The organism is Ciceribacter sp. L1K23, from assembly GCF_018122705.1.
Taxonomy (GTDB): Bacteria; Pseudomonadota; Alphaproteobacteria; order Rhizobiales; family Rhizobiaceae; genus Allorhizobium.
Genome location: NZ_JAGRRC010000001.1, coordinates 3,811,989 through 3,835,071, shown reverse-complemented (window position 1 = coordinate 3,835,071; position 23,083 = coordinate 3,811,989). Strand labels below are relative to the sequence as shown.

Below are 23,083 nucleotides of genomic sequence, written 5' to 3'. Positions count from 1 at the left end.
TGCCACCGGGGTCCGCGGAAAATGGTCTCCCTCCGGCGACATGGGGGAGGACGGGTTTGCAGCCAGGCCCGTCATCCAGCCCTAACCGGGCGCCGGGTGTGTCTGTGGGGCACGGAAGGGAGCGCGGGGTATGCATGCGGCGCGGGCCAACGGACCTGACAAGTCCCGGCGGCGCATGCGGGGTGGGGGTTTATCCTCCATCGGAAACTCGACGCTCTCGCAGAGAGGCCGAAGTCGCGGATAAAAACCGCCGAACGGGGTACCGGAAGGTACCACTATACTAACTAAACGAGGTGCCCCCGGTACCCCGTCCGCTTCCCCTTTTGTCTGGAGTTACGGGGAAGACATTACAGGTGATGCCGAACCGGAGGGGGAGAGCCTCTGCGGGGTTTTGGGGTGCGCACTGGTAATTTAAACGCTTTTCCGCCATATACAGGCGAGAACCGAAGAACTTGGACGGCAAATGGATAACACGGTCGAATTCGCGAAGATGAACGGGCTTGGCAACAAGATCCTGGTCGTCGACATGCGCGGCCGCAGCGACCGCGTGACGCCGGCCACGGCGGTCGCGCTCGCCGCCGATCCGGCGACCGCCTTCGACCAGATCATGGCGATCCACGATCCGAAACTCACCGGCACCGACGCCTTCATCGACATCCTCAACAATGACGGATCGAAGGCCCAGGCCTGCGGCAACGGAACGCGCTGCGTGGTGCAGGCGCTCGCCGTCGAAACGGGCCGGAAGGTTTTCACCTTCCAGACCGTCGCCGGCATCCTGAACGCCGTCGAGCACGAGGACGGAACCATCTCGGTCGACATGGGCAAGCCGGTCTTCGCCTGGGACAGGATACCGCTCTCGGAAGAATTTCACGACACGAGCCGCATCGAGCTGCAGATCGGCCCGATCGACGCGCCGATCCTGCATTCGCCCTCTGCCATGTCCATGGGCAATCCGCATGCTGTCTTCTGGGTCGATCGCGATCCGATGGACTACGACCTCGAACGCTTCGGCCCGATGCTCGAAAACCATCCGATCTTTCCCGAGAAGGCCAACATCACGCTCGCCCAGGTGACCTCCCGCACGACGCTGGTGACACGCACCTGGGAACGCGGCGCCGGATTGACGCTCGCGTGTGGGTCCGCCGCCTGCGCCGCCGGCGTCTCGGCCGCCCGCACCGGCCGGACCGAGCGCAAGGTGACCCTCACGGTCGCCTCCAGCCCCAACCGTGGCAAGCTTGTCATCGACTGGCGCGACGATGACCACGTCGTCATGACCGGTCCCGCCGAATGGGAATGGTCCGGACGGCTCGACCCATCGACCGGGGATTGGCAGCGCGACGCGGAGGCCAGTGCTGCGGCGGGAGCCTCGCCGACGTGAGCGGCATCGACGTCATCACCTTCGGCTGCCGCCTCAACACCTACGAATCGGAAGTGATGAAGGCGGAAGCCGTTAAGGCCGGTCTCGACAATGCGATCGTGGTGAACACCTGCGCCGTCACCGGCGAGGCCGTCCGCCAGGCCCGCCAGGCGATCCGCCGCGCCCGCCGCGAAAACCCCGCTGCAAGGATCATCGTCACCGGCTGCGCCGCCCAGACGGAGGCCGAAAGCTTCGCGGCCATGCCGGAAGTCGATGCCGTTCTCGGCAACGAGGAAAAGCTGAAGGCGGAAAGCTACCGGCGCCTGCCGGATTTCGGCGTCGCCTCGGAAGAAAAGCTTCGGGTCAACGACATCATGAGCGTTAGCGAAACGGCGCCGCAGATGGTCTCCCATATCGACGGACACGTGCGCGGCTTCCTGCAGGTCCAGAACGGCTGCGACCACCGCTGCACCTTCTGCATCATCCCCTACGGTCGCGGCAATTCCCGCTCCGTGCCGATGGGCGCCGTCGTCGAGCAGGCCCGCCGGCTGGTTGAAAACGGCTACCGCGAAATCGTATTGACCGGCGTCGACGCCACCAGCTACGGCGCCGATCTTCCCGGCACGCCGACGCTCGGCCTGCTTGCGAAAACGCTTCTGAAGCAGCTCCCAGAAATCCAGCGTCTGCGCCTCTCTTCCATCGACAGCATCGAGGCGGACCGGCATCTTTTCGATCTCATCGCCGACCAGCCGCGCTTCATGCCGCATCTGCACCTCTCGCTGCAGCACGGCGACGACATGATCCTGAAACGCATGAAACGCCGCCATTCCAGCGCCGACGCGGTCGCTTTCGCGACCCAGGTCCGGCGCCTGCGCCCCGGCTTTGCCTTCGGCGCCGATATGATCGCCGGCTTCCCGACGGAGACGGACGAGATGGCGGCAAATTCGGCGCGGCTCGCCGAGGAGATCGGCATCGCCCATCTGCACGTCTTTCCCTACAGCCCGCGCCCCGGCACACCCGCCGCCCGCATGCCGCAGCTCGATCGTGCGCTGGTCAAGAGCCGCGCTGCGGCACTCCGGGCCGTCGCCGAACGGCTCCATGCGGATCATCTCGGAAGACTGCTCGGTAGCCGACAAACAATTCTGGTGGAGATGAATGGCATGGCGCATACCGAGGACTTCACCCTCGTCGCCGCGCCCGGCCTCGCGCCCCGAAGCCTTGTCGAAGTTACCATCACCGGCCACAATGGCCGCCACCTCGAAATGCATCACGCGGCCGCGACAGCGGCCTGACGGACGGTTCCCCATGGCACTCGGTTTCATCAAGAAAGTCTTCACCTTCGGCAAGGAGAAGCCCGGCGACGACACGGCCCCGGACGTTGCGGCGCCGGATGTCGGCGCTGTCGAAGCACCGCTCGAACCGCCGGCGGCGGAGATCTCGCCTGCGAAAACCACCGCGACCGAAGCGGAACCCTCGGCCCTCGATGCCGGGCCGGCCATGCCGATCCTGACGGACGAGCCGGAACCGCCCGCTCCGGAACGCGCGCCCATCGCCGAGGCGTTGGAGACGGAGGTCTTCCATCCCCAGCCCGAACAGCCTGCCGACCTCCCCCGCGGCGAGATCGAACAACCGGCCGCGACACCGGCCGCCCTGCCAAAGGGCTTCGCCAGCACCACCGATCGCAGGGAGCCTGAACCCGAACCGGTCGCGGCGCCGCGCCTCACCTGGTTCCAGCGCCTGCGCGCCGGCCTCTTCCGCACCTCCTCGCAGCTCACCGGCCAGATCGCCGCGCTCTTCACCAAGCGCAAGCTCGACGAGGAAACGCTGCAGGATCTCGAAGATCTGCTAATCCAGTCGGACCTGGGCGTCGAGACGGCGATGCGCATCACCGACACGCTCTCCTCCGAACGCTATGGCAAGGAGGTGACGGGCGAGGACGTGTCGCGGATCATGGCGAACGAGATCACCAAGGTCCTGAAGCCTGTCGCCCGCCCGCTGGAACTCGACCTCAGCCACAAGCCGCACGTCATCCTCGTGGTTGGCGTCAACGGCACGGGCAAGACGACGACGATCGGCAAGCTCGCCGCAAAGCTCTCGGGCTCCGGTCTCAAGGTCATGCTGGCCGCAGGCGATACGTTCCGCGCCGCTGCGATCGAGCAGTTGAAGATCTGGGCCGACCGCACCGGCTCGACCTTCATCGGCACCAAGCTCGGCGCCGATGCCGCCGGCCTTGCCTACGAAGCCTTCGAGAAGGCGCGTTTGGAGAAATCCGACGTCCTGATCATCGACACCGCCGGCCGCCTGCAGAACAAGACCGAGCTCATGGCGGAGCTCGAAAAGATCGTCCGCGTGCTCGGCAAGCTCGATCCGGACGCGCCGCACACGGTACTCCAGACCCTTGACGCCACAACCGGCCAGAACGCCCTGCAGCAGGTCGAGATTTTCCGCAACGTCGCCGGCGTCAGCGGCCTGATTATGACAAAATTGGATGGCACGGCCCGCGGCGGCATTCTCGTCGGCATCGCCGCCAAGCACAAGCTGCCCGTCTATTTCATCGGCGTCGGCGAAGGCATCGACGACCTCGAACCCTTCGAGGCGGAAGATTTCGCCCGGGCCATCGCCGGCCTCGCGCACTAGGAAACCAGGATCAATGGCCAATTTCGATAGCGACACCAAGCCGACGTCAGAGGAAAAGCAGCACCCGATGCTGAAGTTCGCGCTGGAGATGGGACCGCTGCTGGTCTTCTTCTTCGCCAACCTGCGCGGAGAATGGCTGGTGGAGAAATTTCCGGCCCTTGGCGAACTCGGTGGCCCGCTGCTCGTCGCGACCGGCCTGTTCATGGCCGCCACGGTGATTTCGCTCGTCGTCTCGAAGATCGTCTTCAAGCACCTGCCGGTCATGCCGCTGGTGTCGGGCGCGATCGTTCTGATCTTCGGCTCGCTGTCGATCTGGCTGCAGGACGAGACCTTCATCAAGATGAAGCCGACCATCGTCAACACGCTGTTCGGCGCCACATTGCTGGGTGGCCTCTACTTCGGAAAGTCGCTGCTCGGCTACGTCTTCAACGCCGCCTTCCAGCTCGACGCCGAAGGCTGGAGGAAGCTGACACTCCGCTGGGGCATCTTCTTCCTCTTCCTGGCCGTTCTGAACGAGGTTGTCTGGCGCAATTTCTCCGATGACTTCTGGGTCAACTTCAAGGTCTGGGCGACCATGCCGATCACCATTGTCTTCACGCTGGCGCAGATGCCGCTGATCATGCGCCACCAGGTCTGTGACAAGGCCGAAGAAGCACAGAGCAAATGACGCCGCTGTCCCACGCCTCGGGCCAGTCCCGTTCAGCGACTTTCTGGATGATCGTCTTCGCGGCGCTCATCGTAGCCCAGGCCGTCACGCTCTACCTGATGGGGCGGGTGCTGATCTGCGAATGCGGCTACGTCAAGCTGTTCGAGCCCGGCGTGAACACGTCCGGCAATTCCCAGCATATCGGCGACTGGTACACGCCCTCCCACATCATCCACGGCTTCCTCTTCTACGGGCTGGCGTGGCTGGTCATGCGGAGGCAAAGCATCGGCACGAAGCTGGCGCTCGGGAGCGTGATCGAGATCGCCTGGGAGATTCTCGAAAACTCGCCCCTCATCATCGACCGCTATCGCAACGAGACCATGGCGGTGGGTTACGCGGGCGACAGCATCCTGAACTCAGTCATGGACACCGGCTTCATGGGGGCAGGCTTCTTCTTCGCCGCCCGCGCGCCCGTCTGGCTGACCGTTCTGGTCGCGATCGTTTTCGAACTCCTCACCGGCTACCTGATCCGCGACAACCTGACCCTGAACGTGCTGATGCTCGTCTGGCCGGTCGACGCCATCAAGGAATGGCAAGCCGCGCTCTAGGGCAAGTCCGGGGCTAAAGCGGTTGCCATCCGAGAATTGCGAAAAACCGGACAGATCAGCTCGACGCCAGCGCCTTCTCGATCGCCGGCATGAGGCCTTCCTTCAGCGAAATCGGATCGAACGGACCGACCTTCTTGTAGAGGATGGTCCCGTCGGGTCCGACGAGATAGCTCTCCGGAATGCCGTAGACCCCCCAGTCGATCGCCGCCTTGCCGTTCGGATCGACGCCGATGGCGCTGTAGGGATTGCCGAGTTCGCCAAGAAACCGCAAGGCGTTGTCGTTGCGGTCCTTGTAATTGATGCCGACGATCGTGAGCCTCGGATCCTTGGCGAGCTCCTTCAGGATCGGATGCTCGTCCCGGCAGGGCACGCACCAGGAAGCGAAGACGTTGACCAGCGTCAGCCTGCCCTGGATCGCAGCATCCGTCAGCGCCGGCAGGTCCGAGCCCTCGAGCGGCGGCAGAGAGAGGGATGGCGCCTTCGTGCCGAGGAGGGCCGACGGGATTTCGGTGACATTCTTGCCGTGCACATCCTGGTCGTAGAGCATCTTACCCGCCGCACCCGCAATGATCGCGAACACCGCAAGCGGCGCCAACGCGACGACATAGCGTCCGACACCGCCGCGGCGCGACTGTGGCTTCCGGTCCGGGTCCGCGCTCATCGCTGCTCGCCCTCATCGCCCGTTGGCTGCGACGAGCGACGACGGATGCCGGCGGCGTCGAGCGCCTTCAGTTCGCGCTGCCGCGCCCGGCCATCCAGCCAGGTCCAAAGCGCTGCGACGCCGATCAGGCCGAAGGTGATCGCGTAGGAAAGGAAGATATAGAAATCGTGGCTCATGGCGTCACTCGCCCCGGCCGGCCATACGGGCCGCCATTCGCCGTTGCGACGATACCCGTCGACGCCAGATCTCGTTGCGCATCGCCATCATGTGCAGCGTGAAGAACAGGAAGGTGAAGGCAAACGCCATCACCAGCAGCGGCCAGAGGAATTCGGGATCGATGGTCGGGCCATCCATGCGGATGACGCTCGCCGGCTGGTGCAGCGTGTTCCACCATTCGACCGAGAACTTGATGATCGGGATATTGACGAAACCGACGAGGATCAGGACGGCGCTGAGACGCGCCGCGCGCGATGGATCGTCCATGGCCCGGTTCAGCGCGATCAAACCGAGATACATCAGAAACAGCACGAAGACCGACGTCAGCCGCGCATCCCAGACCCACCACGTGCCCCACATCGGCTTGCCCCAGAGCGAGCCGGTGACGAGTGCGATCAACGTGAAAACCGCACCGAGTGGTGCAGCCGCCTTGTGGCTGACATCGGCGAGCGGATGACGCCAGACGAGCGTCCCGATCGCCGAGAGCGCCATCACGGAGTAGCACATCATCGCGAGCCAGGCCGCCGGCACGTGCACATACATGATGCGAACGGTCATGCCCTGCTGGTAGTCGCCTTCGGAGCTGAAGCCCAGATAGAGCCCCACCGCAAACAGGACCAGGGTAATCGCCGCCATCCATGGGATCACTTTCGCCGCCAGGGCGAGGAATCGCGTCGGATTTGCCAGATCGGTAAATTTCGTAATCGCCAGGGTCATATCGTTCATGGAATTCTTCTAACCTCGGAAGCCTGCCCCAGCAATTGATCCTGGTCAATCCGCACTGTTGCGCAAGGCAAGGGCGGCGGCAACCGGACCAAGCACGGCGAAGAACAGCGTGATGGCGACCAGAAACAGAAAAGGCGGCATGAATGGGGCGGGATCCTCCACCGCGGCATAGGAAGCACTGACGCCGAAGATCAGCACGGGAATGGCGAGCGGAAGAACGAGAATCGACACCAGAAGCCCGCCGCGCGGCAGCACAACGGCAACGGCCGCACCGGCCGCACCGATGAAGGTAATAGCCGGCGAGCCGACCAGCAGCGTCAGCATGACCGCGCCGATCGCGACTTCGCTCATATTCATGAACAGTCCGAGAAGCGGCGAGGCAATGACGAGCGGGAGGCTGGTCGCTGCCCAGTGCGCCAGACACTTGACGAACACCGTCAGCACCAGCGGCGTCTCCTGCATCAGCATCAGGTCGAGCGACCCGTCGTCGCGATCGGCCTGAAACAGCCGGTCGAGACCGAGAAGGGCCGACAGCAACGCGCCGATCCAGACGATCGCCGGTCCGATGCGCGACAGAAGGTTCAGGTCCGGGCCGACACCGAACGGAATGACGGCGACGACGGTCAGGAAAAACAGCACGCCGATCAGCGCGCCGCCCCCGGCCCGCACGGATAGCTTCAGGTCGCGAAGGAAGAGAGCGATCATAGGGATTCTCCCTCCTCCAGATAGTCGAAGCCCTTCATCACCAGCTGACGGGCGCGCTCCAGGCCGAGCGGCTGGTGGGTGGCGGCAATGGCGATCCCGCCGCGGGCAAGATGAGCCTCCACCAGACCCGCGAACATCCGGTCGGCGCTAGCGTCGAGCGCCGCCGTCGGTTCGTCGAGAATCCAGAGGGGACGATGGGCAACGATCAGCTTGGCCATGGCGAAACGTCTCTGCTGACCAGCCGACAGATATCCATAGGGCAGATGGGTGATGCCTCCCAGTCCGACGGTCTCTGCTGCCTCCTGAACATCGAGCCCAACTCCGCCGGGAAAATCGCCAAGATAGGTCTTCCAGAAGGCGAGGTTCTCCAGAACCGTCAGCTCCTGCTTCATCGCGTTTCGGTGGCCCAGATAGTGGCTTGCCTCGCCCGCCGGGCGAGGACCTTCGCCCGAACGGTCGTCGATCACCGCCCGTCCGGCCTCCGGTCGGAGCAGCCCGGCGATCACGCGCAGCAAGGTCGACTTGCCCGACCCGTTCCGGCCGGTCAGAATTAACGCTTCGCCGGCCCCCATTTCGAACGAAATGTCCCTGAAAATCAGCTCCTCGCCGCGCCGCGCAGCCAGACTTTCGGCAACCAGCCGCATCCCGTTCGCTTCCCGGCAACCTTTCGGTCACCTAATTAAAATTTTGTCGAAATTCGCCATTCGTTGGTCTGGCACCTTTCTTAGAAATTATCTATAAGACCTGCAACCACGCCAGCGGCCGGCGTGAAGGTTCATCCTTGTGCCGAACTTGATGATTGCAAAGGCAATTTTCTCGGGCGGACAGCGGAAATGGTCGCACCCGCATCCTGATGTGCATGAAGTGCATAGGCGTCCGCACGAATGTGTTGGCTCTCAGAATAAGCGGGGTTCTTATCCGTGTCCAAATCGCTCGACAGTTTCAATTGTCGGTCCACTCTGAACGTGGACGGCAAGGAATACGTCTACTACAGCCTTCCGAAGGCTGAGGCCAATGGTCTCGGCGGGGTTTCGAAGCTCCCCTACTCGATGAAGGTTCTGCTCGAGAACCTGCTGCGCAACGAAGATGGTCGCTCGGTCACCAAGGCCGACATCCAGGCCGTTGCCGAATGGCTCAACAACAAGGGCCTGAAGGAAGCCGAAATCGCCTACCGCCCGGCCCGCGTGCTGATGCAGGACTTCACCGGCGTTCCCGCCGTCGTCGACCTCGCGGCCATGCGCGACGGCATCAAGGCGCTTGGCGGCGATCCCGAGAAGATCAACCCGCTTGTGCCCGTCGACCTCGTCATCGACCACTCGGTCATCGTCGACGAATTCGGCACGCCGACCGCCTTTGCGCGCAACGTCGAGCTGGAATATGAGCGCAACGGCGAGCGCTACCGCTTTCTGAAATGGGGCCAGCAGGCCTTCAAGAACTTCCGCGTCGTTCCCCCGGGCACAGGAATCTGTCACCAGGTCAATCTGGAATACCTCGGCCAGACTGTCTGGACCAAGGAAGAGGATGGCGAAACCACGGCCTATCCCGACACCTGCGTCGGCACGGACTCGCACACCACGATGATCAACGGCCTGGGCGTGCTGGGCTGGGGCGTCGGCGGTATCGAAGCCGAAGCCGCCATGCTTGGCCAGCCGGTTTCCATGCTTCTGCCTGAAGTCATCGGCTTCAAGCTGACCGGCAAGGTGAAAGAAGGCGTCACCGCGACCGACCTCGTGCTGACCGTCGTGCAGATGCTGCGCAAGAAGGGCGTTGTCTCCAAGTTCGTCGAATTCTTCGGCCCCGGCCTTGATTCGATGTCGCTCGCCGACCGCGCGACGATCGGCAACATGGGTCCCGAATACGGCGCCACATGCGGCTTCTTCCCCGTCGATGGCGAAACCGTCAACTACCTCACCATGTCCGGCCGCACCAAGGACCGCATCGCGCTTGTCGAAGCCTATTCCAAGGCGCAGGGCATGTGGCGCGAAGGCGATGGTTCGGACCTCGTGTTCACCGACACACTGGAACTCGATCTCGGCGACGTCGTGCCCTCCATGGCCGGCCCGAAGCGTCCGGAAGGCCGCCTGCCGCTCGAAACCATCGCACCGAACTTCGCAACAGCGCTGGAAGGTGACTACAAGAAGCCCGGCCAGCTCTCCACCCGCTATGCGGTCGAAGGCGAAAACTACGATCTCGGCCATGGCGATGTCTGCATCGCGGCGATCACCTCCTGCACCAATACCTCGAACCCGAGCGTGCTTATTGCAGCCGGCCTGCTGGCCCGCAATGCCGTGGCAAAGGGCCTCAAGTCCAAGCCTTGGGTGAAGACTTCGCTCGCACCGGGATCCCAGGTGGTCGGCGAATACCTCGCGAAGTCCGGCCTGCAAGTTTCGCTCGACGCACTCGGCTTCAACCTCGTGGGCTTCGGCTGCACCACCTGCATCGGCAATTCCGGCCCGCTGCCAGCGCCGATCTCGAAGACGATCAACGACAAGGGCCTGATCACCGCCGGCGTCCTGTCGGGCAACCGCAACTTCGAAGGCCGCATCTCGCCGGACGTCCAGGCAAACTACCTCGCCTCGCCGCCGCTGGTTGTTGCCTATGCGCTGGCCGGGTCGGTGCAGATCGACCTCACCAAGGAGCCGCTCGGTGAAGACCAGAACGACAACCCCGTCTATCTCAAGGATATCTGGCCGACCTCCCACGAGATCCAGGAATTCATCCTGAAATACGTCACCCGTGAACTTTACGAATCGAAGTATGCGGATGTCTTCAAGGGCGACGAGAACTGGCAGGCTGTCCAGGTTCCCGCCGGCCAGACCTATGCCTGGGACGACAAGTCGACCTATGTCCAGAACCCGCCCTATTTCGTCGGCATGGGCAAGACCGGCTCAGGCCTGAAGAACATCAAGGGCGCTCGCGTCCTCGGGCTCTTCGGCGACAAGATCACCACCGACCACATTTCTCCGGCCGGTTCGATCAAGGCCGCCTCTCCGGCAGGCGCATACCTGATGGAAAACGGCGTCGGCGTCGCCGACTTCAACCAGTACGGCACGCGTCGCGGCAACCACGAAGTGATGATGCGCGGCACCTTCGCCAACATCCGCATCCGCAACCACATGCTCGGCCCGAACGGCAAGGAAGGTGGCTACACCATCCACTACCCGTCGAAGGAAGAAATGTCGATCTACGACGCGGCGATGAAGTACAAGGAAGAGGGCACGCCCCTCGTCATCTTCGCCGGCGTCGAATACGGCAACGGCTCCTCCCGCGACTGGGCGGCAAAGGGGACCAACCTGCTCGGCGTCAAGGCTGTGATCGCCCAGTCCTTCGAGCGCATTCACCGCTCGAACCTGGTCGGCATGGGGGTCGTTCCCTTCACCTTCGAGGAAGGCACGACCTGGGCTTCGCTGAACCTCAAGGGTGACGAGACTGTCACCATCGAGGGCCTGGAAGGCGAGATCAAGCCGCGCGAGAAGAAGATCGCCAAGATCACCTACGGCGACGGCTCGGTGAAGGACGTTCCGCTTCTCTGCCGCATCGACACGCTCGACGAGGTCACCTACATGGAGAATGGCGGCATCCTGCAGACCGTTCTGCGCGACCTCGCCGCCTGATCGCTGACGGCTTGAAAATCGAGAATGCCGCCGCCCGTTCGGCGGCATTTTCTTTTGCAAGAACCCCGTTCCGGCTCACCCCATCGTGACTTCCCGTTGATTTTCGAAGAGGGTATGTCTCTTGCCGTCCCCGGCCCGATAGTGCATTGGGGCGAAACATCGAACGGGACGATCGGAACATGACACGTTGGCTTTTCGGATGGACGGTGGTGCTTGCGCTGGTCGCGAGCGGTTCCGTGCACGCTGGGGACAGCGTGACGCCGAAGGGTGTCGTTGAGATCTTCACCTCCCAGGGATGTTCCTCCTGCCCGGCCGCCGACAAGACGATGGGCCAGCTGATCTCGCATCCGGACATCGTCGCCCTCGCCTATCATGTCGACTACTGGAACTATCGCGGCTGGACCGACACGATGGCGTCCCCGGAACATACCGCGCGCCAGTACGGCTACGCCCACACCCTCGGTCGCAGCGGCGTTTATACGCCCCAGGCTATCCTCAATGGTCGCGAGCAGGCAAAAGGCAATGACGTGAACGCCCTGACCACCAGGCTAGAGACGCTGAAAGGCAGCGGCAAGGGCCTCGACATCGCGGTGAACGCTGCCAAGATAGGCGACGAGATCGAGATTACCGTGGGAGAAGGCGAAGGGCGGGCCGACGTGGTCGTGGCCTACTTCAAGCATCGGAGCGATGTCGAGATCGGCAAGGGAACCAACAAGGGGACCAAAGTCGCCAATTGGAACAGCGTGACGGACGTGCAGACCGTCGGCATGTGGACCGGAAAACCGATGCGCTTCGTGTTGCCGGCGAAAGTGATGGATCGGGGTGGCAGTGACGGCTTTGCCGTTCTCGTCCAGACGACGGGTCCCGATGGCCAGCCATCCGCGATTCTCGGCGCGGCTATGCTGTCGAAGTGGGGGCATCCCGGCTAGGCGAGAGGCTTGATGTCCGGTTTGGACCGGCGGTCCGGCCTGGAAGCATTGGGGGGCTGGGGGCAAGGGGTCAATGCACCAGACCGGACCTTTTGGCGCGAGCGCCAACCGGAATTGCACCATGGCTTTGGAATCAGGCGGTGTTTTGTCCAAAATTGGGCAGGACCAAAAAAGGGTATTCGCCGCGATCCGGGTGCCGCGACGGCATTCGGAAGACTTGCTTTTTCCCGGTAGTCGGGCACAGTGTCATCCATCTGTCATGTCGATGACGAGGAGATACGATGACGGATCATCCCGATGTGCCGCGCGACGGCGTTCACGATGCGGGTGCCGACGGCGCATCCATCATCGATTTACGGGAATACCGACAGAGTCTCGATCCCCTTCCGGTTACGTTTCACCGCCGCGAACTGGATGCCATCCTTTGGATCTATGGGCGGATGGTGGGCGAAGGCGAGTGGAAGGATTATGCGATCGATCACATGAAGGATCGGGCCGTCTTCTCCGTCTTCAAGCGTTCCGGCGAGCTTCCTCTCTATCGCATAGAAAAGAACCCCAAGCTGGCGGCGAAGCAGGGAGCCTTTTCGGTCATCGCAACAAACGGGCAGATCCTGAAGCGGGGCCACGACCTGAAGCAGGTGCTCAAGGTTTTCGACAAGCACATGAAGCTGGTCGAGTAAGTCAGCCGCGATAAAGCGTGCCCGGGTAGCGGTCAGGGTCTGGCGATGTCGTCGTGCCTTCGCCGAGCGGCCGCTGCATGAACACGGTGTCGAGCCAGTTTCCGTGCTTGAACCCGGTGCCGGCCATCGTTCCGACCATGGAAAAACCGCAGGCATTGTGAAGCGCGACGGATGCCGCGCTCGCCCCACCGATGACGGCCGCCATCTGCCGAAAACCGAGGTCGGTCGAAAGACGAACGAGCTCGTCAAGGAGCCGTTTGCCCAGCCCCTGGCCGCGGGCCCCTTCGGCAAGATAAATCGAATCTTCCACCAGCCAGCGATAGGCGGGACGTGTTCGAAACGCGGAGGCATAGGCATAGCCGACGACACGACCGCCTTCATCGACAGCCACGATGTAGGGATAGCCCTGCTGGACGATCGCCTCGTATCGCGACAGCATTTCGGCTGTATCGGGCGGAGAAAGCTCGTAACTCGCCGTTCCCGTCAGCACGGCATCGGCGTAGATGCGCGTAATCGAAGGGATATCGTCGGAGGTGGCGGCGCGCAGAAGCGACATGGAAGGATCTTCGAATTGGAATGACCGCTGACAGTAGCCAGAACGACGGCCGTCGCGCAACGGTGATGCGTGGACGCGAGGTGTCGCCGGAGCTTATCCTTGACTTCGTCGGAAAATCTTCTAAGAGCAGCCGTGAAAGGATTTGCGGATGCACGCGTGGCCAGTTTCCATCGTCTGCTCTTCGCGTTCGGCAGGAATTGCCGGCGTGGAATTCCGTATGTCTTCCTCATCGAAAATCACGGCCAAAACGACGACGAAAACCATCTGACGTCTCTGGCCACCGCTCTCTCCCCGGCACGGCCGGGGACAAGGAAGGCTGCTTACCCACGCGCCCTTCCCCCTCACGAAGCCGAGGAGAGAAAGAAAGAGAGCAGGATTCATGGGTTTCAAGATTGCAGTAGCGGGCGCCACCGGTAATGTCGGGCGCGAAATGTTGACCATTTTGTCGGAGCGCGGCTTTCCCGCGGACGAAGTCGTGGCGCTGGCATCGGCACGCTCCCAGGGCACGGAAGTTTCCTTCGGCGACAAGACCCTGAAGGTCCAGAACCTCGAGAACTACGATTTCTCCGACACCGATATCTGCCTGATGTCGGCCGGCGGCAGCGTCTCGCAGAAGTGGTCTCCAAAGATCGGCGCCCAAGGATGCGTCGTCATCGACAATTCGTCGGCCTGGCGCTACGACGCCGAGGTTCCGCTGATCGTTCCGGAAGTAAACCCCGACGCCATCGCCAGCTTCTCCAAGAAGAACATCATCGCCAATCCCAACTGCTCGACCGCGCAGCTGGTCGTGGCGTTGAAGCCGCTCCACGATGTCGCGAAGATCAAGCGCGTCGTCGTCTCGACCTACCAGTCGGTGTCCGGTGCGGGCAAGGAAGGCATGGACGAGCTCTTCACCCAGACCCGTGCCGTCTTCGTCGCCGATCCCGTTGAGACGAAGAAGTTCACGAAGCGCATCGCTTTCAACGTCATTCCGCACATCGATTCCTTCATGGAGGACGGCTACACCAAGGAAGAGTGGAAGGTTCTCGCCGAGACCAAGAAGATGCTTGATCCGAAGATCAAGGTGACCTGCACGGCGGTTCGTGTTCCCGTCTTCATCGGCCATTCGGAATCGGTCAATATCGAGTTCGAGAACGAGATCACGGCCGACCAGGCACGCGATATCCTCCGCGAAGCCCCAGGCTGCCTCGTCATCGACAAGCACGAGAACGGCGGCTACATCACACCTTACGAGTGCGCTGGCGAAGATGCGACCTACATCTCACGTATCCGTGAGGACGCGACGGTCGAAAACGGCCTGAACATGTGGGTCGTGTCCGACAACCTCCGCAAGGGGGCTGCCCTCAATGCCATCCAGATCGCGGAACTTCTCGTCAACCGCGGCCTTATCAAGCCGAAGGCGTAAGCACACCAGGAAAGCCCGGCCTTTTGGTCGGGCTTTTTCTGACACTCGCAACGGCACAAGAAGATTTGAATTCCTAAGGGCCACGCGAAATATTATGGCTTCCAAAGATAGAGCGCCCGCGAATCACCATTGCGGGCAGGCAAACCGGAAACACCAGTGAGGTATTGATGCGATCCGCGATGTTCATGGCCGCCTTGCTTACCGCGACCTTTTCTTTTGTATCGGCAGGCAGCGCAAATGCGGCGGCATGCGGCAACAACGCCTCAGGTTTTCCGGCATGGGTGGAACAGTTCCGCCAGGAAGCGGCGGCCAACGGCGTAAAGGCAAGCGTCGTCGATCGCGCCCTGTCTTCGGTCTCCTACAGCACCGCGACCATCCGGGCCGATCGTGGACAGAAGAGCTTCAAGCTGTCCTTCGACCAGTTCATGCAGAAGCGCGGTGGGCAGACGATCATTTCCCGCGGCAAGGCGATGAAGAAGAGCAATGCCGCGATGTTCGCCCGCATCGAACAGCGCTACGGCGTGCCCGCGGGCCCGCTGATCGCAATCTGGGGCATGGAAACCGGCTTCGGCTCCTTCCTCGGCAAGGAACACACGCTGTCGGCGGTCGCGACCCTCGCCTACGACTGCCGGCGATCCGATTTCTTCAAGGATCAGCTCTATGCCGCCCTGCAGCTCGTCGGAAGCGGATCGCTGCGCCTTGACGCCCGCGGTGCCGCCCATGGCGAGATTGGCCAGACCCAGTTCCTGCCGCGCAACGTGGTGAAGTTCGGTGTCGACGGCGACGGCGACGGCCGCGTCGATCTGGTGCGATCGAGAGCCGACGCTCTGGCGTCCACGGCCAACTTCCTGCGCGGCCACGGCTGGCGGCCCGGAGCAGGCTACCAGCCAGGGCAGCCCAACTTTGTGGCGCTACAGGGATGGAACGCAGCCTCCGTCTATCAGCAGGCGATCGCCTATATCGGCGCACGGATTGACGGCGAATGAGCGCTACCGCCTGGGCGGTCAGGTTCCGGTGGCGGAGGATGTCCGTCGTTCCGGGAACACGTCGTTGATCTCACCGTCGATCACCACCCGATTGCGGCCGGAAAACTTCGCGGTATAGAGAGCCGTGTCGGCCTGCTTGATGACGGTCGCGAGGGAGAAAGACCCGGACTCCGTGAGGGCGCTTGCGCAGCCGAAGCTGGCGGTGACCGAAAAAGCCGTCCCGTTCGGCAGGACAATCGTCTCCGCCTCCACGGAAAGCCTCACGCGCTCGGCAACGGCCGCCGCCGCCTCGAGCTCCGTATCAGGCAACAGCGCCAGAAACTCCTCACCGCCATAGCGGACGATCACGTCCTGGCTGCGGAAGCTTGCTTTCGCAAGCTGTGCTAAACGCTCCAGAACGATATCACCGGCATCGTGACCGTGCACGTCGTTCACCTGCTTGAAGCGGTCAAGGTCAAACAGAACCACCGACACCGGTTTTCCCTGGAGCCCGGGATCAGACAACAAGGTGGACGCGGCATTCTCGAAGCCGCGACGGTTCAAAAGCCCAGTCAGGATATCCGTTGCGGCGGCTCGGCTGAGGTTACCCACCAGCTGCTCACGCTCCTCGATGAGCCGTCCGACGACAACGACACCCTTTGTGCCCAGGACAACGACGATACCGATCAACAAGATAAAAAGCCCGATAAGGGAAGTGAGGAAATGCAGTTGACGCTCCGAGGTCAATGCAAGGGCCTCACTCGTGGATCGAAGGCTGGTAACAGAATTCCACACAGCGCGGTCCCATGCCGCCCCCCTGGCGACCTGCAACTCGAGCCATCGGCGATCGTTCTCGGGCGAAGGATTGAGGCTCCACCGGGACACCGATTTTCTCATATCGGCCAGCGCCAGGCCGGGACCTGAGGATTCAAAATCGGCGACAATCCGATAGGGTCGATAATCGCTTTTCCGCCCGAACTTTTCGACTGCGACGTCGTAGAGCACGGCTGAAGCAAGATAGCTGCTTTCGGCACGGGTCGACCACGGCAGCCCGCGCAGATACTCCTGACCGTGAAAGGCAATGGTAAGCCCTGCTTCATTGGCCTTCAGAAGATCAAAAAGCATTCTGAGCTCGACGGCGAGCCTCGGGTCGTTGACCTGTGCGCCTATCCATTCCGCCAGGGCTAGACATGACAACGATAAGGATTGATAGACCGAAAGTACTTCCGCGTTGGAGGGACGGTCGCCGTCGACCTCGATGCGGAACGAGACAAGCCGCGCAACGGCCACATCGAACTGGGTCATCTCGTAGAGAGGTTCTGCCAGGGATGCCGTGACCGCTTCAAAGCTTTCACGCACATTGGCTATGCCTCTATCGACTTCGGAACGCTGGGATGAGAGATTTCCCTTTCCTGTGACGATCTGCGCAACCCCCAGAACGTTTTCCGCTTCCCGAGGCACCGTCAGCGCCGACAGCTGCGCGAGCGACGAGAGGAGTTCTGCACGATCGCGGTCCGCTTCCATCACCTGATATTGCCGATAGTGCGTATCGACGATCATCACGGATTGCACGCCGAGGGCGACGGACGGCAAGACCATTGCCGCGACGACGATGCGTCTGATGCTCAAAATATCCAAGCGCACTCCCGCAGCTGATCAGCCGGACCCAACGGATATCGGATCAAGATCGCCACTCTAGGCGCGGAATATAAAAATCCCCTAAATCAGGGGGAGAAGATGACCCCGATCAGGTTTCAAGCCGGACAAAATCCTTGGAGACGTGGTCCATGATCCAGAGTTCGCCATTGCTGATATCGAACCAGGCACCATGGATCTGCAGCTTGCCCCGCTCTTCCAGAATGCGCACGCACGGAAAAGTCCGGAGATTGGCAATCGAATTCCGGATCGAGACACGCTCCATCGCCGTCTGGCGCTCGGCCATGGTGAGGATCGAATTGCTCTGGATCTGCTCGGCTGCCGGACGAACGAGATTCATCCATTTCCCGATAAAGTCGCCCGGTGAAAGCGGTTCCGCATGCGGATCGAGGACGGCCTTGATCCCGCCGCACCGCCCGTGTCCCATCACGATGATGTCTTTGACGCGCAAGGATTGCACGGCAAACTCAAGCGCTGCGGATGTCGAGTGATACTGGCCGTCCGGTTCGTATGGCGGTACCATATTGGCGACATTGCGCACCACGAAGAGTTCACCGGGTCCGGAATCGAAAATCGTTTCCGGCGCGGCGCGGGAATCGCAACAGGCGACGACGAGCGTGTGAGGCTTCTGTCCCGTTTCGGCCAACTGGCGATATCGCTGTGCCTCACCGGCATAGCGACCGCTCATGAAATTTTGATAGCCCTTAAGAAGTGCGGAGGGAAAAGCGTTCATGGCTTCGAATACTCCGACAACACTGGGAATTCAACCTTTCGCCGCCGCCGCGCTTCACCACCCAATCGACTGAGCATCCCGCGATTGGCGCCTATCGGCCGTTTTGGCACCGGGTTACAACGGGAGCTCGGCAGTAGCTACATCATTTTGTAAAGATTGGCCCTGCATTCTCGGCTAAATGAGCAATACCGGAGGAAACGATCATGCCGAACGCACGAAAGACCAAACGCGAGCAACGCTTCGACAGCGCGCGGATGATCGCCGAGGCCATAGGCGAGCCGTTCGTCGCTCCCTCAACCCTTTTCGCCCGGGCAAGCGCCGATGACCTGGAAAACTACACCCCTGAAATGCTTGCCTTTTCAGCCGTTCGTGCGGCAGCTGACCTCGCCGCCTGGGACGGCACGAAGCCGAGTGTCATTGCCGCACCGCTGTCTGGCGTCGAGCCGGCGGGCGTTCCGGTCGTCGTGCTCTCTATCGTCGACGTCAACAAACCGTTCCTCTACGATTCGGTCATGGGCGAAGTGACGGCTGCCTGCCGTGACCTCTACCTCGCCATCCATCCGATTCTCGCCATTGACGCGACGACAGGAGCGGCAACGCCCGCAAACATGGCGCTGGAGGGCGTGGAGCGGCGCATAAGTTACATCCAGCTACATCTCGCACCGCTCGGAGCCACTCAGATCGAGGCGCTGATAGAGCGGCTGAGCCATGTTCTCAGTCAGGTCAAGCTGGCATCGAGCGACTGGAAATCGATGTTGTCTACGCTCGACGGAGCCATCGCACAGTTGCGATCGTATGAAGCCGGGCGCCGTAAGTCCGATCGGGACGAGGCCGTTGCCCTTCTCGAGTGGCTGCGCGACGACAATTTCACCTTCCTCGGGATGCGGGAATACATTTATTCAGGGGACGGGACCGATGCGCAGGTAAGACGCGGAGACCAGCCTGGCCTCGGAATTCTGTCGGATCCCGACGTTCTGGTGTTGCGACAGGGCAAACACGCCGTCATGACCACACCCGAGATCCTTGCCTTCCTGCAGGGACCTGACTTCCTGATCGTCACCAAGGCCAACGTCAAATCGGTGGTTCATCGCCGGGCCTACATGGACTATGTCGGCGTGAAGCGGTTCGATGCCAATGGCAGGGTCGTCGGCGAATTGCGGATCGTCGGACTGTTTACCTCCACGGCATACACGCGCTCGGTCAACCAGATCCCGCTGCTGCGGGCAAAGGTCGAGCGGACCATCGACCACTTCGGGTTCGATCCCCAAAGCCATTCCGGACGAATCCTTCAGAACACCCTCGAATCCTACCCGCGTGACGACCTGTTCCAGATCGATCCGGATCTGCTCACCCGGTTCGCCGAGCAGATCATGGATCTGGCCGAGCGACCGCGGGTCAGGGTTCTCCCGCGTATCGATCGCTTCGACCGGTTCGTGTCCCTCATCGTCTATGTTCCGAAGGAGGACTACAACTCCCTGGTTCGCGAGAAAATCGGCGAGTACTTCTGCTCGGTTTATGAAGGCCACGTTTCCGCCTATTACCCGGCTTTCCCCGAGGGCGGTGTGGCACGCGTCCATATCATTATCGGACGCTCCGGGGGCAAGACGCCAAGGGTCGCGCAGCCGCGCCTTGAGGAAAAGGTCCGCGAAATCACCACCCGCTGGGACGACGAGTTCCTCGCCAAGGCCGGCCCCCAGGCATCCAACGTTCAGGTCGGCCGCGCCTACCAGGAGACATTCTCCCCGGAGGAGGCCGTGTCGGACCTTCGCCATATACACGCGTGCGTCAGCGGACCCGGCATCAGCATCGAGTTCCATGAAGCGGACACGGGTGCCGGAACAGGTCTCTACCTGAAGATCTTCCATTCGGGAGCGCATCTGCCTCTGTCGCGGCGTGTCCCGCTTCTCGAAAATCTCGGCTTTACCGTCATCAGCGAGCGCACATTCGATATCACGATCGCCGTCGGCGACGAAAACCGCCTGGTCGTGTTGCACGACATGGAACTGCAGCTGCAATCCGGCGGACAGTTCACTCTCGCAAGCGACGGCCTCCTGGCGAAGGAAGCCTTTTTGGACGCCTTCAATGGCCGCGTCGACAACGATGCCTTCAACAGGCTCGTTCTCTCCGCCGGCCTTACGGCTAGAGCGGTCACGGTCCTGCGCGCCTACGCCGCCTATCTGCGCCAGGCGGGGATTGTCTACTCGCAGGAATATATCGCCGACACGCTGACCAAATATCCGCGTATCGCCGAGGCGATGTTCAGCCTCTTTGTTGCAACGTTCGATCCCTCCTTGAACGAACGAAGCCGGGCCCAGCGCACAGCCGATATTCGTCGCTCGATCGAAGCCGGACTTGCTGGCGTCCCAAGCCTCGACGAGGACAAAATTCTGAGGCGCTACCTGAACGCGATCGAGGCGACGCTGCGTACAAATTACTTCCAGACAACCGATGGCAAGCCAAAGCCGATGTTGGCGTTCAAGTTCGATCCGGGCCGGCTGGAGGGTCTGCCGGAGCCGCGTCCGTTCCGAGAAATCTTCGTCTTCGGCGTCATGGTGGAAGGCGTTCATCTGCGCTTCGGAAAGGTCGCGCGCGGCGGCTTGCGCTGGTCTGACAGGGCACAGGATTACCGCACCGAAGTCCTGGGTCTTGTGAAGGCTCAGCAGGTGAAGAACGCCGTGATCGTTCCCGTCGGCGCCAAGGGCGGCTTCTTCCCGAAGAACCTTGGCACCGCCACCAGCCGCGACGAATGGCTGCGAGCCGGCACCGAAGCGTACAAGACCTATATCAGCACTCTGCTGTCGATCACCGACAACATCGAAGATGGCAAGGTGGTGCCCCCGGCCGAGACGGTGCGACTTGATGAGGACGACCCATACTTCGTGGTAGCCGCCGACAAGGGCACCGCTACCTTCTCCGATACCGCCAATGGGCTGGCGCAGGATGCGGGTTTCTGGCTGGACGACGCCTTCGCATCGGGTGGATCAGCCGGTTACGACCACAAGAAGATGGGCATTACCGCACGCGGCGCCTGGGAGGCAACAAAGCGCCACTTCCGTGAGATGAACATCGACATTCAAACGACGCCGTTCACCGTGGCGGGCGTTGGCGATATGTCCGGCGATGTCTTCGGCAATGGCATGCTGCTGTCCGAGAAGATCCGGCTTGTCGCCGCATTCGATCACCGTGATATCTTCATCGACCCGGATCCGGACATGGACCTCTCCTTCGCGGAGCGCAAACGACTTTTCGAACTGCCGAGATCGAGCTGGCAGGATTATGATCGGAGCCGGCTGTCCAAGGGGGCGATGATCATATCGCGCAACCAGAAAACAGTCGCTCTGACGCCAGAGGCACAGAGGGCAATCGGTCTCTCGCAGGACAAGGCGTCTCCGTTCGAGATCATGTCCGCGATCCTTCGCTCGGACGTGGATCTTCTGTGGTTCGGCGGAATCGGGACCTATATCCGGAGCGCGACCGAGACGGATGCCGAAGTCGGCGACAGGGCGAATGACGCGATCCGCGTTACCGCCGACGAGGTACGCGCAAAGGTGATCGGCGAGGGCGCCAACCTGGGTGTGACGCAAAAGGGTCGCATCGCCTTTGCCCTTGCCGGCGGCCGGATCAACTCCGACGCTATCGACAACTCGGCTGGCGTGAACTCTTCGGACGTCGAGGTGAATATCAAGATCGCGCTTGCCCCCGCCATGAAGGAGGGTCGGCTGCCGCGGCCTAAGCGTGACCGACTGCTTGCAGAGATGACCGAAGAGGTCGCGCGGCTGGTCTTGCGCAACAACTACCTGCAGACACTCGCGATTTCACTGACGGAACTGAAGGGTGGACAGAACCGGGAAGAGCTCGGCCGCGTGATGGGCGTGCTGGAAGCGCAGGGGCGGCTCAATCGACGCGTCGAGACCCTGCCGGACAATGACGCCTTCGCCGAGCGGTATGGATCGGGCCGGACGCTGACACGGCCGGAGATCGCGGTCCTGCTGTCATACGCCAAGATCGTGCTGTTTGATGAACTGGTCGCGAGCACGCTGCCTGACGATCCCTATTGCGAGAAGGTGCTTCTCGACTATTTCCCGGCGAAGATGCGCAAGTCCTTCAGGCAGGACATCCTCGATCATCGGCTGAGGCGCGAAATCATCGCAACGGTTCTCGCCAATCATGTCATCAACCGCGGCGGCCCGGGCTTTATCGTCAGCATGGTCGACGCCACCGGCGCCCTGTCTGCCGACATCGTCAAGACAGCTCTTCTGGTCCGCGACGCTCTCGACCTTCCGGCCCTCTGGGCAAGGCTCGACGCCCTGGATGGGAAAATAGCCGGCGATGTCCAGAACAGGCTCTATGCCGGTGCCGGAAAGATTTACTTCGACCTGACCCGGCTTCTTCTCGAAACGGGAACGGTGACGTCCGATCTGACCACCGCTCTCGAGAACCTGTCAAAGGCGGTCAAGGCGGCCGGCACGACGATCCGGCAGATCCAGCCCGCCAGTGTCGCGGAAGAGGTTGAACGGGAAATCGGCGAACTGGTCGCGGCCGGCGTACCGCGCGATGTCGCGGTCGATGTCTGCCATCTCCAATCTCTGGTGATCACGCCTGAGATCATGCAGATAAGAGACCTGACGCGGATGACTTTGGCAAAGGCCGCTGAGGGCTATTTCGCGGCCACGGCGGCATTCAGGATAGACGACCTGCTGTCTTTGGCCTCCCGCGTCACCACCGCGGACCACTACGACAGCCAGGCGCTGATGCGTGGCGTGGACCGGATTCGCGAAGCCCGCAGGCGAATCGTGTGCGCGGCGCTGACGCAGCAGGGCAATGACCGGGATCCCGTCGGACGCTGGGCTGCGGAAAATGCGAGACGCCTCGATCGGGTCCGCGACGAACTGCGGGTGCTCATCGACAGCGGAGAGGCAAGCCTGGCGAAAATCGTCGTGGCCGCCGGTCTCGTGAGCGATCTTGCGGAAGACCGGACAACGTGAGACT

The 23,083-nt window shown here is 61.9% G+C and carries 19 protein-coding genes; 11 read left to right on the top strand and 8 right to left on the bottom strand.

Going from position 1 to position 23,083, the window contains the following annotated elements:
• The first annotated feature begins 463 nt into the window (after positions 1-463).
• The 5 genes from dapF to J5J10_RS18535 are packed head-to-tail and all read left to right on the top strand — an operon-like array spanning position 464 to position 5,248.
• The gene (dapF, locus tag J5J10_RS18555) at positions 464-1,378 is read left to right on the top strand and encodes a diaminopimelate epimerase (protein WP_211931000.1); all 915 of its coding nucleotides are present in this window, start codon (positions 464-466) and stop codon (positions 1,376-1,378) included.
• A complete protein-coding gene (mtaB, locus tag J5J10_RS18550) occupies positions 1,375-2,649 on the top strand; it encodes a tRNA (N(6)-L-threonylcarbamoyladenosine(37)-C(2))-methylthiotransferase MtaB (protein ID WP_211930999.1) in 1,275 nt (424 codons plus the stop codon). The genes dapF and mtaB overlap by 4 nt, the downstream gene beginning before the upstream one ends.
• Before the next feature lie 13 nt (positions 2,650-2,662).
• Positions 2,663-3,994 carry a signal recognition particle-docking protein FtsY gene (ftsY, locus tag J5J10_RS18545; protein ID WP_211930998.1) on the top strand — a complete coding sequence of 444 codons (1,332 nt, stop codon included), beginning with the start codon at positions 2,663-2,665 and terminating at the stop codon, positions 3,992-3,994.
• Positions 3,995-4,007: 13 nt separating this feature from the next.
• Positions 4,008-4,661 carry a septation protein A gene (locus J5J10_RS18540; protein WP_211930997.1) on the top strand — a complete coding sequence of 218 codons (654 nt, stop codon included), beginning with the start codon at positions 4,008-4,010 and terminating at the stop codon, positions 4,659-4,661.
• The gene (locus J5J10_RS18535) at positions 4,658-5,248 is read left to right on the top strand and encodes a DUF2585 domain-containing protein (protein ID WP_211930996.1); all 591 of its coding nucleotides are present in this window, start codon (positions 4,658-4,660) and stop codon (positions 5,246-5,248) included. The genes J5J10_RS18540 and J5J10_RS18535 overlap by 4 nt, the downstream gene beginning before the upstream one ends.
• A 55-nt stretch (positions 5,249-5,303) precedes the next feature.
• Here the strand turns inward: J5J10_RS18535 and J5J10_RS18530 are convergent, their stop codons facing one another.
• Genes J5J10_RS18530 through ccmA form a run of 5 tightly spaced genes read right to left on the bottom strand, consistent with a single transcriptional unit; the run spans position 5,304 to position 8,200 of the window.
• Positions 5,304-5,909: a DsbE family thiol:disulfide interchange protein gene (locus tag J5J10_RS18530; RefSeq protein ID WP_211930995.1), complete on the bottom strand. Its 606-nt coding sequence runs from the start codon at positions 5,907-5,909 to the stop codon at positions 5,304-5,306.
• Positions 5,906-6,085: a heme exporter protein CcmD gene (ccmD, locus tag J5J10_RS18525; protein ID WP_211930994.1), complete on the bottom strand. Its 180-nt coding sequence runs from the start codon at positions 6,083-6,085 to the stop codon at positions 5,906-5,908. Before ccmD ends, J5J10_RS18530 begins: the two co-directional genes overlap by 4 nt.
• A gap of 4 nt (positions 6,086-6,089) precedes the next feature.
• On the bottom strand, positions 6,090-6,851 hold the full coding sequence (locus tag J5J10_RS18520; RefSeq protein ID WP_211930993.1) for a heme ABC transporter permease: 762 nt from the start codon (positions 6,849-6,851) through the stop codon (positions 6,090-6,092).
• A gap of 45 nt (positions 6,852-6,896) precedes the next feature.
• The gene (ccmB, locus tag J5J10_RS18515) at positions 6,897-7,556 is read right to left on the bottom strand and encodes a heme exporter protein CcmB (protein ID WP_211930992.1); all 660 of its coding nucleotides are present in this window, start codon (positions 7,554-7,556) and stop codon (positions 6,897-6,899) included.
• Positions 7,553-8,200 carry a heme ABC exporter ATP-binding protein CcmA gene (ccmA, locus tag J5J10_RS18510; RefSeq protein WP_211930991.1) on the bottom strand — a complete coding sequence of 216 codons (648 nt, stop codon included), beginning with the start codon at positions 8,198-8,200 and terminating at the stop codon, positions 7,553-7,555. Before ccmA ends, ccmB begins: the two co-directional genes overlap by 4 nt.
• Before the next feature lie 276 nt (positions 8,201-8,476).
• Here ccmA and acnA point away from each other — a divergent pair, with 276 nt between their 5' ends.
• The 3 genes from acnA (at position 8,477) to J5J10_RS18495 (ending at position 12,779) form a co-directional block, all read left to right on the top strand.
• Positions 8,477-11,170: an aconitate hydratase AcnA gene (gene acnA / locus J5J10_RS18505; protein ID WP_211930990.1), complete on the top strand. Its 2,694-nt coding sequence runs from the start codon at positions 8,477-8,479 to the stop codon at positions 11,168-11,170.
• A 179-nt stretch (positions 11,171-11,349) separates the two neighbouring features.
• Positions 11,350-12,099 (top strand): DUF1223 domain-containing protein, encoded by a 750-nt coding sequence (locus J5J10_RS18500; protein ID WP_208547803.1) that lies wholly within the window; start codon positions 11,350-11,352, stop codon positions 12,097-12,099.
• A gap of 281 nt (positions 12,100-12,380) precedes the next feature.
• The gene (locus J5J10_RS18495) at positions 12,381-12,779 is read left to right on the top strand and encodes a DUF2794 domain-containing protein (RefSeq protein WP_211930989.1); all 399 of its coding nucleotides are present in this window, start codon (positions 12,381-12,383) and stop codon (positions 12,777-12,779) included.
• Position 12,780: 1 nt separating this feature from the next.
• On the opposite strand, the gene J5J10_RS18490 is transcribed toward J5J10_RS18495, so the two are convergent.
• Entirely contained in the window at positions 12,781-13,335 is a 555-nt protein-coding gene (locus tag J5J10_RS18490; protein ID WP_211930988.1) for a GNAT family N-acetyltransferase, read from the bottom strand.
• A 379-nt stretch (positions 13,336-13,714) separates the two neighbouring features.
• On the opposite strand from J5J10_RS18490, the gene J5J10_RS18485 reads away from it, so the two are divergent.
• Entirely contained in the window at positions 13,715-14,740 is a 1,026-nt protein-coding gene (locus J5J10_RS18485) for an aspartate-semialdehyde dehydrogenase (protein ID WP_211930987.1), read from the top strand.
• A gap of 179 nt (positions 14,741-14,919) precedes the next feature.
• A complete protein-coding gene (locus tag J5J10_RS18480; protein WP_249116957.1) occupies positions 14,920-15,726 on the top strand; it encodes a lytic transglycosylase domain-containing protein in 807 nt (268 codons plus the stop codon).
• An 18-nt stretch (positions 15,727-15,744) separates the two neighbouring features.
• Here J5J10_RS18480 and J5J10_RS18475 read toward each other — a convergent pair whose 3' ends face one another.
• Together J5J10_RS18475 and J5J10_RS18470 are read right to left on the bottom strand one after the other, a co-directional pair.
• The gene (locus J5J10_RS18475) at positions 15,745-17,343 is read right to left on the bottom strand and encodes a diguanylate cyclase (RefSeq protein ID WP_211930985.1); all 1,599 of its coding nucleotides are present in this window, start codon (positions 17,341-17,343) and stop codon (positions 15,745-15,747) included.
• A 109-nt stretch (positions 17,344-17,452) separates the two neighbouring features.
• A complete protein-coding gene (locus J5J10_RS18470; protein WP_211930984.1) occupies positions 17,453-18,094 on the bottom strand; it encodes a carbonic anhydrase in 642 nt (213 codons plus the stop codon).
• A 203-nt stretch (positions 18,095-18,297) separates the two neighbouring features.
• Between J5J10_RS18470 and J5J10_RS18465 the strand changes: the two genes are divergently transcribed.
• A complete protein-coding gene (locus J5J10_RS18465; RefSeq protein ID WP_211930983.1) occupies positions 18,298-23,079 on the top strand; it encodes an NAD-glutamate dehydrogenase in 4,782 nt (1,593 codons plus the stop codon).
• Positions 23,080-23,083 lie beyond the last annotated feature (4 nt).

Excerpts from the sequence above, each read along its gene's own strand:
- dapF (WP_211931000.1), top strand. The coding sequence starts at position 464 with ATGGATAACACGGTCGAATTCGCGAAGATGAACGGGCTTGGCAACAAG.
- ftsY (WP_211930998.1), top strand. The coding sequence starts at position 2,663 with ATGGCACTCGGTTTCATCAAGAAAGTCTTCACCTTCGGCAAGGAGAAG.
- J5J10_RS18540 (WP_211930997.1), top strand. The coding sequence starts at position 4,008 with ATGGCCAATTTCGATAGCGACACCAAGCCGACGTCAGAGGAAAAGCAG.
- J5J10_RS18535 (WP_211930996.1), top strand. The coding sequence starts at position 4,658 with ATGACGCCGCTGTCCCACGCCTCGGGCCAGTCCCGTTCAGCGACTTTC.
- J5J10_RS18530 (WP_211930995.1), bottom strand. The coding sequence starts at position 5,909 with ATGAGCGCGGACCCGGACCGGAAGCCACAGTCGCGCCGCGGCGGTGTC.
- ccmD (WP_211930994.1), bottom strand. The coding sequence starts at position 6,085 with ATGAGCCACGATTTCTATATCTTCCTTTCCTACGCGATCACCTTCGGC.
- J5J10_RS18520 (WP_211930993.1), bottom strand. The coding sequence starts at position 6,851 with ATGAACGATATGACCCTGGCGATTACGAAATTTACCGATCTGGCAAAT.
- ccmB (WP_211930992.1), bottom strand. The coding sequence starts at position 7,556 with ATGATCGCTCTCTTCCTTCGCGACCTGAAGCTATCCGTGCGGGCCGGG.
- ccmA (WP_211930991.1), bottom strand. The coding sequence starts at position 8,200 with ATGCGGCTGGTTGCCGAAAGTCTGGCTGCGCGGCGCGGCGAGGAGCTG.
- J5J10_RS18500 (WP_208547803.1), top strand. The coding sequence starts at position 11,350 with ATGACACGTTGGCTTTTCGGATGGACGGTGGTGCTTGCGCTGGTCGCG.
- J5J10_RS18495 (WP_211930989.1), top strand. The coding sequence starts at position 12,381 with ATGACGGATCATCCCGATGTGCCGCGCGACGGCGTTCACGATGCGGGT.
- J5J10_RS18490 (WP_211930988.1), bottom strand. The coding sequence starts at position 13,335 with ATGTCGCTTCTGCGCGCCGCCACCTCCGACGATATCCCTTCGATTACG.
- J5J10_RS18485 (WP_211930987.1), top strand. The coding sequence starts at position 13,715 with ATGGGTTTCAAGATTGCAGTAGCGGGCGCCACCGGTAATGTCGGGCGC.
- J5J10_RS18480 (WP_249116957.1), top strand. The coding sequence starts at position 14,920 with ATGTTCATGGCCGCCTTGCTTACCGCGACCTTTTCTTTTGTATCGGCA.
- J5J10_RS18470 (WP_211930984.1), bottom strand. The coding sequence starts at position 18,094 with ATGAACGCTTTTCCCTCCGCACTTCTTAAGGGCTATCAAAATTTCATG.
- J5J10_RS18465 (WP_211930983.1), top strand. The coding sequence starts at position 18,298 with ATGCCGAACGCACGAAAGACCAAACGCGAGCAACGCTTCGACAGCGCG.